This window comes from Sulfitobacter sediminivivens (genome assembly GCF_042611115.2).
Classification (GTDB): Bacteria; Pseudomonadota; Alphaproteobacteria; order Rhodobacterales; family Rhodobacteraceae; genus Sulfitobacter; species Sulfitobacter sediminivivens.
Map to the genome: position 1 here is coordinate 1 of NZ_JBHGAR020000030.1, position 14,220 is coordinate 14,220.

Genomic DNA, 14,220 nt, shown 5'->3' on the forward strand with positions numbered 1-14,220 from the left:
CAGTTCATAACAACTGCACTATGGCGCATTGCGACGCCGGGTGAACCAGGAGCCATCCACCCCATCCCGCATAGCGGACACACCCCTGAAGCTTGTCTACCCGCTTAAACTTCCTCGATCCGCAGTGCCACAGGTGCACCCGACATCACGCCTGTGCCATCCATTGCCGCAATTGCCGTATCCAGCGCGGCGCGCGACGTTTTGTGGGTCACGATCAGGACGGGCGCTGATGTGTCGTCGTGTTCGTATTGGCGCATGCGGTTGATGCTGACCCCAGCGTCGCCAAGGACGGTGGCGATCTTGGCCATGGCCCCGGGTTTGTCGACCAGTGCCATGCGCAGGTAATAGGGGGCAGGGCGCTGTGATGTGGCGGCCACCGGGGTTTCCAGCTTTGCTGCGGGTTGACCAAACACAGGGCCAGTCCAGCCGCGCGCGATGTCGCAGACATCGGCCATCACGGCAGAGGCCGTCGGCCCCATCCCGGCACCTGCGCCGCGCAGCACGATCTGGCCCACGGCATCGCCGTCGATGACCACCATATTGGTGCCGCCATCAAGCTGGCCCAGCGGTGAGGTGTCCGGCACAAGACAGGGCTGCATCCGCTGCTCAAGCCCGCGCCCGGTCTTTTCGGTCACGCCCAGAAGCTTGATCTTGTATCCCATATCTGCGGCGGCACGGATGTCTTCGATGCTGACGCGCTCAATCCCTTCCAACTGAATGCCGTCAAAATCAACCTTGGTCCCAAAGGCGATGGACGAGATGATCGCCAGCTTATGGGCCGCATCAATGCCGCCAACGTCGAGCTGCGGATCGGCCTCAAGATAGCCCAGACCGTCGGCCTCGGCAAAAATCTCCTGATAGTTTTTGCCGGAGGTTTCCATGCGGGTCAGGATATAATTGCACGACCCGTTCATCACGCCCATGACGCGGGTAATCTCATTGCCTGCCAAGCCTTCGGTCAGGGTCTTGATCACCGGGATGCCACCCGCAACAGCCGCCTCATACCGCAGGACAAGGCCATTGGCCTCGGCCAGTTCTGCCATTGACTGTCCGTGGATGGCAAGCATCGCCTTGTTTGCCGTCACCACATGTTTGCCTGCCTTGAACGCGGCCTCTGTGGCGTCTTTGGCGGGGCCGGTCTCACCGCCCATAAGTTCAACAAACACATCTACATCGTCGCGCGTGGCCAAGGCAACCGGGTCGTCTTCCCAGGCGTAGCCCGCCAATGAAACACCTCGGTCGCGGCCTTTGGTGCGTGCAGATACCGCGGTGATTGCGATTGCGCGGCCCGTCCGCGCCTCAAGCAGTTTGGCCTGTTGGCGGATGATGCGCACCACGCCGACCCCAACCGTTCCCAGACCTGCAATACCAAGGCGAAGCGGTTTTGACATGGGGTACGGTCCTTTGTGGTGAGTGTGGTGAGGGTGATGTTGCCGCGATGTAGCGGGTTCGCGCTGGCCATGCAACGCGGCATTCGGTTATTGCAGGCCTTGTTCCAGACGTTGCTTTTCGCGCCCGGACAGAACCGACCCCCGCAGGCGCGCGGCACGCGCCCGCAATCGGGCAACACGTGCATTCAATGCGGCTTCGGTCTGAACGGCATCAACGCGCCCCGCAGTGGCCGCAGCCAAAAGTGGGTCAAGTGGCACCAATGCGGGGTAATCCGCGTCTTCAAGTGCCGGTGTGATCGTGCGATCCAGTGCCGGAAATTGCGTGCAGGCGCTGAGCGCCAACAGACCAAGGGACAAAGAACAAAGGGATGCACGCCATTTCATGACCATGTTCTTGCACCAGTGCCGCATTGCGCGCAAGCGGGCTTTGCTTTTGAACAATTGTTCATTAATTTAGCCCAATGGCACGTACCGCAGGTTCACATTCCGATATCACCGGCCCGAGAGTGCGCGCAGCAGCTTTGCGATTGTTCGCCCGTGATGGCTATGCTGCCGTGTCGATGCGCGCCATTGCTGGCGAGGTCGGCGTGCAGGCGGGCGCACTTTATAATTATACGCCCGACAAGCAATCGCTGCTCTATGATCTGATGCGAGGGCATATGACGGACCTGCTTGCCGAGATGCCAACAAATAGCGACGCGTTACCGCTCACCCGATTGCGCGCCTTTGTCGAATTTCACATCCGCTTTCACGCTGATCGGCCTGATGAAGTGTTCATCGCCTATATGGAGTTGCGCAATCTCACCCCCGAGAATTTTGCCGTGATCGAAACTCTGCGGCGGCAATACGAAGATCAGCTTGAGTCGATCCTGAAACAAGGCGTTGCAGACGGCGAATTTGACGTCGCGGACACCAAGATTGCAACACTTGCCGTCATCGCGATGCTCACCGGCGTTAATACCTGGTTTCGTGCAGGTGGGCGGCTGTCGCTTGACGAGGTAAGTGCGCAGTATTGGGGCATGGTGCGCAAGGCGGTTGGGGCGCAATAGCGCCCCGTCTTGCAGACCTCAGTACAATCCACGCCGCAAGAGTTGGCGCATCGGGTCGGACACCCGGAACGACGGCTGATCATTGCCGGACCGGCCCAACGCGAACGAAATGCCTGCGCGAAGCGTCGTGTCACCGTTTGCCGCGTTGCTGCCAGATAGCCAATCATGCGAGACTTCGGCAAAGAGCGCAGCAGGCGTGTTTGAAATCCTCATGTTCACGCCAAAGGTCACCTCATGCGCCATCGCGCTGAAGTTTTTTTCGTCAAATTCGGTGATATCATAGTGACCAGAAAAGCGCGTGTTCTCGGTGGCTTGCCAGTGAAGCCCCGCACCCGCCGTGACCCAATCCAGATCGTTGTCCGTCGACAGGCCAATGCCCGCCCGCACCTCGGCATTCACGTCATCTGACAGCGCAAACACGCCAACGGCACCAATCTGGCCATAGGTCGAAGACTTGTTGTTCTTATCCGCAACCATCAACGACAGCCCGTATTTTTGCCCTTCGCGCGGTGCCATGTAGAGCACTGTGCCGAAGCGCCCGATGCCGCCGTTGCTGCGTTCTTCGTATTGCAGATCGAATTGCAGGCCATGGTGCTTTGTGATTGCAACATCAACCGTATTTGAAACGGAGCCTCCTTCGATGGCGTGATTTGAAAACCCCAAGCGCAGGTCTGCGCCAATGATGCCTAAATCAGTGTCTGTCAGGTTCTGTGCCGTTGCGGGGAAAGCGCCAAACAAGGTCAGTATGGTGGCGGTGAAAAGGGGATGGGACATGGAAAATTCCTTTGATCGACGATAAATAAATGCACCGGCCCCCGTCGGTATATGAGGGTCTTATGGTCGATCAGGCGATTTTGGGAAAGTTTAATCTAAACAAATGGTTAAGTGGTAAATTGGTTAATGCCAAAGCTCAAATGTAACAGGGGTGAAGGATCCCTTCACCCCTTGATTGGTTAATGCACGGGCTTGATGAACTTGCCATTACGCAAATCGGCAAAGGCTTGTTGCAACTCAGCCTGAGTGTTCATCACGATAGGGCCATGCCAGGCCACCGGCTCTTCAATGGGCGCACCGGAGATCAGCAAGAAACGAATACCTTGGGGGCCTGCCTGCACGGTAACTTCATCGCCGGAACCAAACCGGATCAGGGTGCGGTCACCAGACAGATCGCGAATGTTAAGCTCTTGGCCTGCGACCTCTTTTTCCAACAACACGCCCGAAGGGGCAGAGGCATCCGCAAAGGCACCAGCACCGCCAAACACATAGGCAAAAGCACGGCGATAGGTGTCGATGCGAAAGGTCTTTTTGACCCCCGCAGGCACTACGATATCAAGATATTGCGGGTCTGCTGCAATGCCATCAACCGGCCCTGTTTTGCCCCAGAAATTGCCGGTGATCACCTTGACCACGGTGCCGTCATCATCGGTGACCACGGGAATGTCGGCGGCTGTCACATCCTGATAGCGCGGCGCGGTCATCTTTTGCGCTGCAGGCAGATTGCCCCAAAGTTGGAAACCGTGCATCTGGCCACGCGCGTTGCCGTGCGGCATTTCCTGATGCAGAATGCCCGATCCTGCGGTCATCCATTGCACGTCACCGGCGCCCAATGATCCGACATTGCCCAGTGAGTCGCCATGATCCACCGTGCCTTCAAGGACGTATGTAATCGTTTCAATGCCGCGGTGCGGATGCCATGGAAAGCCTTTTTCGAAATCTTCAGGCCGCTCGTTGCGAAAGTCATCAAACAGCAAAAAAGGGTCCAGTTCCGATGGGTCCTGAAAGCCAAAAGCGCGGTGCAGCTTGACGCCTGCACCCTCCATCGTCGGCACGGCGCGGCGGGTTTCGAGTGTGGGTCTGAGTGACATTTCCGCTCTCCTATTGAATGATGAGCCCAAGATAACCTCGGCGCGCCGAATTCCAAGTCAGTCCCGCACACGGGGTCTGTGCAAAAATGCGAAGGGCCGTTGGTTTGAGCGACCTATTGCAGTTCGGTTGAACCACTGATGGCATTTTCTGTCTTGCCCGTGGCCTGATCGGTCAGCGACACAAAGGTACCGCCGCCGGTAGCACCCGCAAAGACATCGGTGCCCCCGACGGTCGTCCATTCGCCGGTGATTGCCCCTTCGGCTGTCATCCCGGTGGCGACCCATTTGGTGTAGATGATTGCGCCCATGGCGGTCCTGAACACGCAATGGCCCTGGCCCGAAGCGGCGGGCGGCTGAAGCTCCAGCGTGCCGCTGCACTCGCCCTTCATCCCGCTAAGAAGGGTGCCCGCATCATCCTGATTGTTGCTGGTATATTCTGTGCTGGTAAACACAATCATGTGTCCGTCGTCGATCGGAAAATAAGTGTTACTTGTCTGACCCGAAGCAACGGATGACATGTCGAGCGTGCCCCCAGCGATGCCGGGCAATGTAGTGGTGGCGGTGAGAAATGTAGCAATAAAAAATGGTTTCATGACAAAATAATCCTAAAATAATACTGAAAATTTGGGGGCGTGCAGGCAACAGAGCCGATCAGGCGCATTTGTCTGGTGCGGTGGTCGGCCAATTCACAGAGATACTGGATAAGCCCCCGTGGTGGTTTATCATAGGTTAATGCCGGGTCGAAGTCATCAAGATTTCGCCACATGTCCGCTTTCCCGAACCTGCTTTTGCTAGACATCGCGCGCCCACCAATCGCCGGGTCTTTTGCGTCCGCCCCGCTTTCGGTCCATCCAAAGTGCGAGGTGGCGCAGGGGCGACAGCGCGATTTTCAGCCATGCCTTGTTCTGCCATTTGGAAAAATCCCGGTTGAACGGGCACACGCGCATGCAAATCGCGCAATCCGACGACATCTTGGCCCAAAAACCAAAGCATTTTTCCGCATCAGAGGTCCATTTGCGCACACCTTTGATGGCGGACACGTCGGTGCTGATCTTGGGCGGGCCAAAGGGAAGCGCCTTGACCGGGCAGGCATCCGCGCATTTTGTGCAGATGTCGCAGAAGGCCCGCACGCCGCGTGGTTTGGGCGTGTCGTGGGTCAGCGGCAAATTGGTAAAGATTTTGGAAAACCGCAGGCGCGGGCCAAATTCGGGCGTAATCACCATTTGATTGCGGGCATATTCGCCCAAGCCTGCCTTGATCGCGTAGGGTATCACCAAGCCTGTGTCGTTCATGGATGCCGTCGCTTCATAGCCGAGATTGCGGATATAGGCAGCCAGCTGCATGACCACTGCGGCTTCGTGGCTGTATTCACGCCCGGTTGCGGCCCCGGCCAGTGCTGACGGGTAGGTGGCGACAAGATCCTCTTCCATCTGATGGCCCATCACGATCACGGATGTCATGCCTCGAGGCAGATCATTCGGGGCCTCAGACATATCGCGTGTGTCCACGCGGGACGCATACAGCCATCGGTCGTCCATATCTGTGATGCCGCAAAGGTCTGCCCCGAAAAACCGCGCAATGCGTTTGATTTCTGATGCCATTCTTGCCGGGTCATCGATGGGTTGCTGCATGGGGGCAACAGGCGTGTCATTGGCGATTGCTGCCTGAAATCCCTCGCGCTTTCCTGCGTCGTTACCCCGGTTTGAGATGATGTCACTGACCAGCCAACTGGCATTGCGCAGGGCAAAATCGCGTTGGGTAAATCCATCGCCGCGGCGTGGTGCCGCTTCCATCCGGTAGGAGGCAAAAAACTGATCGGTCTGCTTTGACCGGATGCGGTCATCCCAAAAGGCGCGGGTGAACATGTCGTCGCGCTGGGTGAACCGTTCGAATTCCGGGGTGACCTCAATCCCGGCGGCGGTGTCATCAGGGTGGGGTGTCGGGTGATTTGACGGATAGCTCATTGGTCATGATTGGGCGGTGTGGACGCAATTGTCAAAGGGTGCGGGGCGTGTGGTGTCCACGTGCTTTTGGAGCGTGTGCGCTGGACGCTGTGTTCCCCTATCCCTTCAACAATTCGGGACGTTTACCGCCAAGCCGCCAAGCGAAGTTTCTTTATATTTCTCGCTCATATCCGCCCCGGTCTGGCGCATGGTTTCAATGCAGGCATCCAAAGGGACCAGATGTGTGCCGTCACCGCGTAGGGCAAGCGATGCCGCAGACACCGCCTTGATCGCCCCCAGACCATTGCGTTCGATACACGGCACCTGCACCAATCCCTTGATCGGATCACAGGTCATGCCGAGGTGATGTTCCAAAGCAATTTCCGCCGCGTTTTCAACTTGCTCTGGCGTTCCACCCATGACCGCGCACAGACCCGCGGCAGACATGGCAGCGGCCGATCCGACCTCGGCTTGACACCCGGCCTCGGCACCTGAGATTGAGGCGTTGAATTTTACCAGACCACCGATGGCGGCGGCGGTCAGCAGGAAATCCTCAATGTGGCTTTCGGATGCGCCGGGCACATGGTCGAGGTAATAGCGCAGGGTCGCCGGCATCACACCTGCGGCCCCATTGGTGGGCGCGGTGACGACCTGCCCCCCGGCTGCGTTTTCCTCGTTCACGGCCATGGCATAGACGCTCATCCAGTCGTTGATCGTATGGGGTGCCTGCAGGTTCATGCCGCGTTCGGCCAGCAATGCGTCATGAATGCCCTTGGCGCGGCGTTTGACCGACAGACCACCGGGCAGGGTGCCGCCGGTTTCCAAGCCACGGTTGATGCAGTCGTTCATCACTTGCCAAAGGCGCTTTGATCCTTCGCGCAGATGCACTTCGCCGTTGCGCGACACCTCGTTGGCGCGTTTCATTCCAGCGATGGTTTTGCCGGACGCCTTGGCCATCTCAAGCATTTCGGCGGCGGATTTAAACGGGTAGGGGATCGGCGCGCCTTCGTCTGTGTCTTTGCCCGCCGCAAGTTCAGCCTCGGTCATCACAAAGCCGCCGCCGATGGAATAATAGGTCTCGCGCAACACCACGTCGCCCTGGGCGTCCGTGGCCATCAGCATCATCCCGTTGGCATGGCCGGTGAGTTTCACGTCATAGTCAAAGATCATATCCGTTTTGGGATCGAATTTCAGCGCTGGCAGGCCCGGCACAGTGATCTGATGGGTCTTGTTGATTGCCTGCAGCGCCGCTTCGGCCTTTTCGGCGTCATAGTCCTGCGGGGTGAACCCGGCGAGGCCAAGGATGGTGGCGCGGTCCGTGGCGTGGCCGACACCGGTAAATGCAAGCGATCCGTGCAGCGACGCCCGCAGGCCGGCAAAATGGAAAGGCGAGGCGCGCATCAGGTCCAGAAAACGTGCGGCGGCGACCATTGGGCCCATGGTGTGGGATGAGGACGGGCCGATGCCGACCTTGAACATATCGAAAACCGAAAGAAACATTATGTGGCACTGCCTTCTGGAGGGTTGGGATAGGACGGGGCGGTAAACGGGGTATCACCCAGACCCTCGGCGCGCTGCAAGGCCTGTGTGCAGGGCAGGGTCTCAAGGTGCGCGCAAAGTCGGTGTAGGGCAGGGTAGTTGGAGAGCGTGAACCAACTGCGGTCTTGCTTGTCGGGGTAAAGCGCCGGCCAACGCGCGACACCTGCGATGTAGAAATCCAAGGCGGTGGGTTGTGCGGCGTTCAACCACTGCGGTTGGCTTGCTGCGACTTTGTTCAGGGTGTCAAAACTGGTGTGCAACTGCTGTTGCAACCCATGGCGCAGGGCATCTGCATGATCGGCGGCGATGTATTTTTCTGGATAAAACAGCATGCGCAGGGCAGGGTGAATGGTGTTGCTGACAAAAAACAGCCATTTCAGAAAATCGCCACGCTCAGGTGCGTCTGGTGCGGGGCCAAGGCCGCCGTAGGTATCCGCAAGCCAAAGCAGGATTGCGCCCGTCTCGAACAGAGGACCATGTGGTGTTTCGAGTACTGGAATCAAACCATTGGGGTTCAATGTGCGGTATGCAGGTTTGGTTTGCGCAGCACAGGCGCGATCAACCAATGCCGTTCGATACGCCAAGCCTAGATGGTCAAGCGCAAGGCGGACAATCAGGGACGCGTTGTCAGGGGCGTAATGCAGAACATAAGTCATGGCGCGATATTACGCTGCCAACAGTTCAGGCAGCGCCCCAAAAGCGACGTTTGGCAATGCGTTTTCAGCCTAGCGGATATGTGACCAGTTGGATCGGCTCCGAAAACCCGCGGATATCATGCTGACCCAGATCTTTTGCCATGGCTGTGTACAGCGCCGCGAATTACTGTGTTGCAAGCTGCGGCACTTCCAGATCGCACGTCAATCCTTCGACACGGCTGGCAAGGCCAACAGCAGGATCCGTGGCGGTGAAATCCAGCCGTTTGGAGGAGCCGACATTGCCGTAAATCACTGACCCCACGTGCGCATATGCACAACGGTGCCATCATCCGCTTCAACCCTTCCAGATCGGCGTCAGAAAACCCGCTGAAGCGCTTGGTCGCAAAGGAGACCGCCGCACCCGGGAAGTTTGTGGAAACCCCCGAAAACCGCACCTAGCTCGTGCCGAAACGCCGGTTTAGCGCGAAATAACCGGTGATGCCTTTCTGCGCCAGATCGGCGGACAAACTGTATCGCGTGACGTCGGTGGGGTCGGTTAGGTCTGCCTGTGTCACATCGCACTTTCCCTCGTGCAGATCGGCAAACGGAGCCTTGGGGGTGTCTGTGTCAATGCTGCTGCGGGGCACGTGTTCGACGTTGACCTGGCCACTATCGCTATCCCACTGTAGCCAGATCAACCCGATCACCGGATGCAGGATCGAGCGCCCCACACTGATCCGCGCAAGAGGCACGCCGCCGTCCAACAACCGCGTCGCAAGCCGTTTTAACCGGGACCTCAAAAGGATCATCGCTCAGCGACTGGGTCATCAGCCACTCTATGATGTTGTCATAGAGATCGGGCACGCTTTGTGCTCCTTTGCGCGATTGCACCAACCTTGTTGCGCTGTTTTTCCGGCAAGTCATCCATTTTGAGGCACAATTGGCTGTGCGAGGGGTCGCGCATGGCCGCCAAGGCACCTATAAGAACGAAAATGCCGCAAGGGAGTCGCTGCCATGGCTGGAGAACTGTCGCCGATTGATAAGGCAAAATTTGTGGCCGCCAAACGGGCGGCGCAATTTGTTGAAGACGGCATGCGTGTAGGTCTGGGTACTGGCTCCACTGCGGCGTGGCTGGTGCGCTGTCTGGGCGAAATGGTCCGTGATGACGGCCTCAAGATTAAAGGCGTGCCAACTTCGACGCGCACTGCGGAACTGGCGCGCGGTGTGGGCATCGAGGTGATATCGCTGGATGAAGCGAAGTGGCTGGACCTGACCATTGACGGCGCAGATGAATTTGACGGTGACTTGAACCTGATCAAAGGCGGCGGCGGCGCGCTTTTGCAGGAAAAGATCGTGGCGACCGCCAGCGATCAAATGGTGGTGATTGCCGACATTGGCAAAGAGGTCGAAAGCCTTGGGGCATTTCCCTTGCCAATCGAAGTCATTCCGTTTGGCTGGCAGACCACGCAGGCGCTGGTTGAGGAAACATTGATCAGCATGGATGTGCTGGGGCGCACATCGTCGCTGCGGATGAATGGCGAGGCACCGTTTATCACCGATGAGGGCAATCATATCCTTGATCTGCACCTGAAGCGTATCGGCAATCCGCGGCAACTGGCGCTGGTGCTGAACCAGATGCCGGGGGTCGTGGAAAACGGGCTGTTTATCGACATTTGTGACACGGTTGTGATCGGCTATGGGGATGGCAGGGTCGAGGTGCGCGATATAAATGAGGGTACCGTGGCAACAGAGCGTGTGGATTTCGTTGAATCCGACAATCTGTTTTCCGATCTATCTGACTGAGGAACGCAAGGCATGGCCGAAACTGAATTTGATTATGATCTGTTTGTCATCGGTGGCGGATCGGGCGGTGTGCGTGCGGCACGGGTGGCTGCGGGCGAACATGGCGCACGCGTTGGGCTGGCCGAGCATGACCGCTATGGCGGGACCTGCGTGATACGGGGCTGTGTGCCGAAAAAGCTGATGGTTTTTGCCTCTGAATATGCGCATGTGGTCGACGAGGCGAATGCCTATGGTTGGGATCACAAGGCCGGTGGTTTTGATTGGTCCGCGTTTCGGGGCAAGCTGCACAGTGAACTGGACCGCCTTGAAGGCGTGTACCGAAATCTGTTGAAAAGCTCCGGCGTTGATACCTTCGATGCGCGCGCGACGCTTAAGGACGCGCATACCGTTGCGTTGTCGGGCGGTGAAACCAAGACAGCCAAGCATATTTTGATAGCGACGGGTGGCCATCCGGTGCGCCCCGATCTGCCAAATGCCGATCTGGGCATTGTGTCAGATGATATCTTTCATCTGGATGAATTGCCCAAGTCGATGCTGATCATCGGTGGCGGCTATATCGCGTGCGAATTTGCCTGTATTATGAACGGATTAGGTGTTGAGGTCACACAATATTATCGCGGCGCACAAATTTTGCGGGGCTTTGACGATGAAGCACGCGGGCTGGTTGCAGAATCGATGCGGGAAAACGGCGTTGATTTGCATCTGGGCACAAATATTGTCGAAATGTCGCTGGCCGCTGACCACAAGGACGGGCCAATGCCAACCGCATCTGATGCTGCAATGGGCGCATCCGCGCAGCAGCGCCGGGACATTCCGGGCAAATCAGGTGCCAAAGGCAGCCGCAAGGGCCCAATCTGGGTCAAATCCACCAATGGCACCGAAAAGGTGTTCGATATGGTGATGTTTGCCACCGGGCGTGATCCGTCGAGCCGCGAGATGGGGCTTGAGGATATCGGCGTCAGTATCGGTCGCCGGGGCGAGGTCGTGGTGAACGAATACAGTCAAACCGGGGTGCCATCAATCTATGCGATTGGCGATGTGACGAACCGGGTCAACCTGACGCCCGTGGCGATCCGCGAGGGGATGGCGTTTGTGCAAACTGTCTTTGCGGCTGAGCCAACGCCGGTTGATCACGAACTGATTGCTTCCGCCATCTTTACCCAGCCCGAAATGGGCACCGTTGGGATGAGCGAAGAAGAGGCGCGCGACAAAGAAGAAGTCGAGATATACTGCACGTCGTTCCGGCCCATGCAGACGGCCTTTGCGGGCAAACCAAATCGCGTCCTGATGAAACTGGTGGTATCCAAGAAAGATCGCACCGTTTTGGGCTGTCATATCGTCGCACCGCATGCCGGTGAGTTGATCCAACTGGCAGGCATCGCAGTAAAGGCAAAGTTGACCAAAGAACAGTTTGACGCGACATGTGCGGTGCATCCAACCATGTCCGAAGAACTGGTAACGATGCGCAATCCGATGCGCACCGCTTGATTTTCGCAGTTTAACGCACAATTTTGTAACAAGATCGAGATTACGCCGCGAAGCGCGGCAGATGAGGGGAAAGACTTAGATGGCAGGCAATACAGGCGGTCCTTGGGGCGGCGGCGGTGACAACGGGAAAGGTGGCGGTGGTGATGATCGCTCCAGCGGCAAAAGCGGCGGCGGGCGTGGTCCCGGCGGTGACAAACCGCAACTGCCCGAAATAGATGATCTGGTAAAAAAGGGTCAGGAACAACTGCGCGTCCTAATGGGCGGTGGTGGTCGCGACCGCACGGGCGGTCCGGGCGGTGGTGGCAATCGCGGTGCCGGTGGTCCGATGCTGACACGCGGCACTGTGGGCCTTGGCCTGCTGGCGGGTGTCGTGCTTTGGGGGTTTGCGAGCTTTTACACTGTGCGTCCTGAACAACAGTCGATTGAACTTTTCTTGGGCAAGTTTTCGTCGATCGGTACCGAGGGTCTGAACTTTGCCCCATGGCCTGTTGTCACGGCGGAAGTGTTCGACGTGACCACCAACCGCACCGAAAACCTAGGTGTGCGCAGTGGCAATTCCGACAACGAAGGTTTGATGCTCACCACGGATGAGAACATCGTGGACATTGATTTTCAAGTGGTGTGGAACATCAAGAATGCCAAAGATTTCAAGTTTTCCCTGCGCGACCCGGAAACGGCTGTAGGTGCCATTGCTGAATCCGCGATGCGCGAAGTGATTGCGCAATCTGAACTGGCACCAATCCTGAACCGCGATCGTGGCGTTGTCGCTGACCGGGTCAAGGAATTGATCCAGACGACATTGGACAACCGCGAAACCGGCATCAATGTGCTGCGTGTCAACGTAAACAAGGTCGATCCGCCTCAACAAACGGTGCAGGTCACCAATGCATCAGGTCAGACTTCGGCACAATCAGTTGTGGATGCGTTCCGTGACGTGCAAGCCGCCGAACAAGAACGCGACCGGGTCGAGCGTCAGGCTGACGCCTATGCCAACCGTAAGACCGCCGAGGCCCGTGGTGCATCAGCGCAATTGCTGGAGGCCGCAGAAGGCTACCGTGCGCGCGTCGTGAACGATGCGGTGGGTGAAGCGAGCCGTTTTGAGGCGGTTTTGACCGAATATCAGGCCGCACCTGACGTCACGCGCAAGCGTCTCTATATCGAAACCATGGAAAAAGTGTTGGGTGATGTGGACAAGATCATTCTTGAAAGCGGTGCCGGTGGTGTTGGCGGGCAGGGCGTTGTGCCGTATCTGCCGCTCAATGAATTACGTCGCAACTCTGGAGGGTCAAACTAATGCGTAAGGCTGGATTTTTGATCCCTATTGTGGTCATTGCCCTTGTGGCTGTGCTGTCCTCGATCTTTGTCGTGGATGAACGTGAAAAGGTACTGGTGCTGCGCTTTGGCCAGATTAAGCAGGTCCGGGTTGACCCCGGTATCGGCTTTAAAGTACCGCTGCTCGACGAAATTGTGCGGTTTGAAGACCGTATTCTGACGCTGCAAACCCCGGTATTCGAAGTAACACCTGCGGATGATCGGCGCTTGGAAATTGACGCATTCGTCATGTACCGGATCAACGACATCGTGCAGTATCGTCAGGCGATTGGTGCGGGTGGTGAACGTCAGGCTGAAAGCGATCTCAGCGGTATCATGGAATCCCAGCTGCGTGCGGTTCTGGGTTCGCAAGGTGTCACATCAAACACCATTCTGTCACCAGAACGCTCTGCCTTGATGGATCAGATCCGCGAACGTGCCGACGCGCGGGCTTCTGTGCTTGGCCTCAGGGTCGTGGATGTGCGTCTGCGCCAGACCAACCTGCCGGAACAGAACTTCGATGCGACGCTGAAACGGATGATTGCGGAACGTGACCGCGAGGCAACCGATGAACGCGCGCGCGGTCAGGAAGCTGCGCAGCGCGTAATCGCGCTTGCGGATCGGACCTACGAAGAAATCCTGTCCGAAGCACGCCGCGATGCGCGGATCATCGAAGGTGAAGCAGATGCTGAGCGCAACAAGATTTTTGCGCAAGCCTATGGGAAAGATCAGGAATTCTTTGAATTCTATCGGTCTCTGACGGCCTACGAGCAATCTCTGAAGGGCAGCAATTCCACCATGGTTTTGTCCCCTGACAGCGAATTCTTTAACTATCTGCGGTCCGATCAGGGCAGCCGTTCAATCGAAGGCGAGCGCAATTGACACTGCTTTTGCTGGCCCTTGGGTTGGTGATGATTTTGGAGGGGCTGGTCTATGCACTGGCCCCTTCGCTTTTGGAGCGGATGCTTGAGATATTAAGTGAGATGCCGCAATCGGCGGTGCGCCAGATCGGGGCGCTCGTGGTGGTGGCCGGGCTTGTCCTGGTCTGGCTTGCGTTTCAGATCGGGGTCTGAGCCGCCACGCGAAGACGAATTGCGGTTTTTAACCATCACAACGTTATCTGGCGAGTTGAAATGCCCGTGATCAGGCGTATGTTTAATGTTGCGGTGCACCGAGGCAGGATGCACTCTGTCGCG

At 57.5% G+C, this 14,220-nt stretch carries 16 protein-coding genes; 6 read left to right on the forward strand and 10 right to left on the reverse strand.

Annotated features, from left to right (window positions below; translation table 11 throughout):
• Positions 1 to 104 precede the first annotated feature (104 nt).
• On the reverse strand, positions 105 to 1,391 hold the full coding sequence (locus ACEWL3_RS18915; protein WP_386185184.1) for a homoserine dehydrogenase: 1,287 nt from the start codon (positions 1,389 to 1,391) through the stop codon (positions 105 to 107).
• 87 nt (positions 1,392 to 1,478) lie between these two features.
• Positions 1,479 to 1,775: a hypothetical protein gene (locus ACEWL3_RS18920; RefSeq protein WP_386185187.1), complete on the reverse strand. Its 297-nt coding sequence runs from the start codon at positions 1,773 to 1,775 to the stop codon at positions 1,479 to 1,481.
• Positions 1,776 to 1,852: 77 nt separating this feature from the next.
• Between ACEWL3_RS18920 and ACEWL3_RS18925 the strand changes: the two genes are divergently transcribed.
• A complete protein-coding gene (locus ACEWL3_RS18925; RefSeq protein WP_386185188.1) occupies positions 1,853 to 2,440 on the forward strand; it encodes a TetR/AcrR family transcriptional regulator in 588 nt (195 codons plus the stop codon).
• An 18-nt stretch (positions 2,441 to 2,458) separates the two neighbouring features.
• Here the strand turns inward: ACEWL3_RS18925 and ACEWL3_RS18930 are convergent, their stop codons facing one another.
• The 8 genes from ACEWL3_RS18930 to ACEWL3_RS18965 all read right to left on the reverse strand — a co-directional run bounded on the left by ACEWL3_RS18930 (position 2,459) and on the right by ACEWL3_RS18965 (position 9,231).
• Positions 2,459 to 3,214, reverse strand: a complete 756-nt coding sequence (locus ACEWL3_RS18930) for a hypothetical protein (RefSeq protein WP_386185190.1) — start codon at positions 3,212 to 3,214, stop codon at positions 2,459 to 2,461.
• Positions 3,215 to 3,393: 179 nt separating this feature from the next.
• The gene (locus tag ACEWL3_RS18935) at positions 3,394 to 4,305 is read right to left on the reverse strand and encodes a pirin family protein (protein WP_386185193.1); all 912 of its coding nucleotides are present in this window, start codon (positions 4,303 to 4,305) and stop codon (positions 3,394 to 3,396) included.
• A gap of 113 nt (positions 4,306 to 4,418) precedes the next feature.
• A complete protein-coding gene (locus ACEWL3_RS18940; protein WP_386185195.1) occupies positions 4,419 to 4,898 on the reverse strand; it encodes a hypothetical protein in 480 nt (159 codons plus the stop codon).
• Between the two features lie 198 nt (positions 4,899 to 5,096).
• Entirely contained in the window at positions 5,097 to 6,269 is a 1,173-nt protein-coding gene (locus tag ACEWL3_RS18945; RefSeq protein ID WP_386185198.1) for a 4Fe-4S double cluster binding domain-containing protein, read from the reverse strand.
• 105 nt (positions 6,270 to 6,374) lie between these two features.
• Complete coding sequence (locus ACEWL3_RS18950; protein WP_386185200.1) at positions 6,375 to 7,748, reverse strand: L-serine ammonia-lyase; 1,374 nt, start codon at positions 7,746 to 7,748, stop codon at positions 6,375 to 6,377.
• Positions 7,748 to 8,443 carry a glutathione S-transferase family protein gene (locus tag ACEWL3_RS18955; RefSeq protein ID WP_386185203.1) on the reverse strand — a complete coding sequence of 232 codons (696 nt, stop codon included), beginning with the start codon at positions 8,441 to 8,443 and terminating at the stop codon, positions 7,748 to 7,750. Before ACEWL3_RS18955 ends, ACEWL3_RS18950 begins: the two co-directional genes overlap by 1 nt.
• Before the next feature lie 163 nt (positions 8,444 to 8,606).
• Entirely contained in the window at positions 8,607 to 8,744 is a 138-nt protein-coding gene (locus ACEWL3_RS18960) for a hypothetical protein (protein ID WP_386185206.1), read from the reverse strand.
• Between the two features lie 133 nt (positions 8,745 to 8,877).
• Positions 8,878 to 9,231: a hypothetical protein gene (locus ACEWL3_RS18965; RefSeq protein ID WP_386185208.1), complete on the reverse strand. Its 354-nt coding sequence runs from the start codon at positions 9,229 to 9,231 to the stop codon at positions 8,878 to 8,880.
• Positions 9,232 to 9,436: 205 nt separating this feature from the next.
• On the opposite strand from ACEWL3_RS18965, the gene rpiA reads away from it, so the two are divergent.
• From rpiA to ACEWL3_RS18990, 5 genes are all read left to right on the forward strand, one after another.
• Entirely contained in the window at positions 9,437 to 10,225 is a 789-nt protein-coding gene (gene rpiA / locus ACEWL3_RS18970) for a ribose-5-phosphate isomerase RpiA (RefSeq protein ID WP_386185211.1), read from the forward strand.
• Positions 10,226 to 10,237: 12 nt separating this feature from the next.
• Positions 10,238 to 11,713 (forward strand): FAD-dependent oxidoreductase, encoded by a 1,476-nt coding sequence (locus ACEWL3_RS18975; protein WP_386185213.1) that lies wholly within the window; start codon positions 10,238 to 10,240, stop codon positions 11,711 to 11,713.
• 79 nt (positions 11,714 to 11,792) lie between these two features.
• Positions 11,793 to 13,007, forward strand: coding sequence for an FtsH protease activity modulator HflK (gene hflK, locus ACEWL3_RS18980; RefSeq protein ID WP_386185216.1), 1,215 nt, complete (start codon positions 11,793 to 11,795; stop codon positions 13,005 to 13,007).
• Positions 13,007 to 13,906 carry a protease modulator HflC gene (gene hflC / locus ACEWL3_RS18985; protein ID WP_386185219.1) on the forward strand — a complete coding sequence of 300 codons (900 nt, stop codon included), beginning with the start codon at positions 13,007 to 13,009 and terminating at the stop codon, positions 13,904 to 13,906. The genes hflK and hflC overlap by 1 nt, the downstream gene beginning before the upstream one ends.
• Positions 13,903 to 14,097 carry a DUF2065 family protein gene (locus ACEWL3_RS18990; RefSeq protein ID WP_386185221.1) on the forward strand — a complete coding sequence of 65 codons (195 nt, stop codon included), beginning with the start codon at positions 13,903 to 13,905 and terminating at the stop codon, positions 14,095 to 14,097. Before hflC ends, ACEWL3_RS18990 begins: the two co-directional genes overlap by 4 nt.
• Positions 14,098 to 14,220: the final 123 nt, after the last annotated feature.

Excerpts from the sequence above, each read along its gene's own strand:
- ACEWL3_RS18975 (WP_386185213.1), top strand. The coding sequence starts at position 10,238 with ATGGCCGAAACTGAATTTGATTATGATCTGTTTGTCATCGGTGGCGGA.
- ACEWL3_RS18925 (WP_386185188.1), top strand. The coding sequence starts at position 1,853 with ATGGCACGTACCGCAGGTTCACATTCCGATATCACCGGCCCGAGAGTG.
- ACEWL3_RS18945 (WP_386185198.1), bottom strand. The coding sequence starts at position 6,269 with ATGAGCTATCCGTCAAATCACCCGACACCCCACCCTGATGACACCGCC.
- ACEWL3_RS18955 (WP_386185203.1), bottom strand. The coding sequence starts at position 8,443 with ATGACTTATGTTCTGCATTACGCCCCTGACAACGCGTCCCTGATTGTC.
- ACEWL3_RS18930 (WP_386185190.1), bottom strand. The coding sequence starts at position 3,214 with ATGTCCCATCCCCTTTTCACCGCCACCATACTGACCTTGTTTGGCGCT.
- ACEWL3_RS18935 (WP_386185193.1), bottom strand. The coding sequence starts at position 4,305 with ATGTCACTCAGACCCACACTCGAAACCCGCCGCGCCGTGCCGACGATG.
- ACEWL3_RS18920 (WP_386185187.1), bottom strand. The coding sequence starts at position 1,775 with ATGAAATGGCGTGCATCCCTTTGTTCTTTGTCCCTTGGTCTGTTGGCG.
- hflC (WP_386185219.1), top strand. The coding sequence starts at position 13,007 with ATGCGTAAGGCTGGATTTTTGATCCCTATTGTGGTCATTGCCCTTGTG.
- rpiA (WP_386185211.1), top strand. The coding sequence starts at position 9,437 with ATGGCTGGAGAACTGTCGCCGATTGATAAGGCAAAATTTGTGGCCGCC.
- ACEWL3_RS18915 (WP_386185184.1), bottom strand. The coding sequence starts at position 1,391 with ATGTCAAAACCGCTTCGCCTTGGTATTGCAGGTCTGGGAACGGTTGGG.
- ACEWL3_RS18940 (WP_386185195.1), bottom strand. The coding sequence starts at position 4,898 with ATGAAACCATTTTTTATTGCTACATTTCTCACCGCCACCACTACATTG.
- ACEWL3_RS18965 (WP_386185208.1), bottom strand. The coding sequence starts at position 9,231 with ATGATCCTTTTGAGGTCCCGGTTAAAACGGCTTGCGACGCGGTTGTTG.
- ACEWL3_RS18950 (WP_386185200.1), bottom strand. The coding sequence starts at position 7,748 with ATGTTTCTTTCGGTTTTCGATATGTTCAAGGTCGGCATCGGCCCGTCC.
- hflK (WP_386185216.1), top strand. The coding sequence starts at position 11,793 with ATGGCAGGCAATACAGGCGGTCCTTGGGGCGGCGGCGGTGACAACGGG.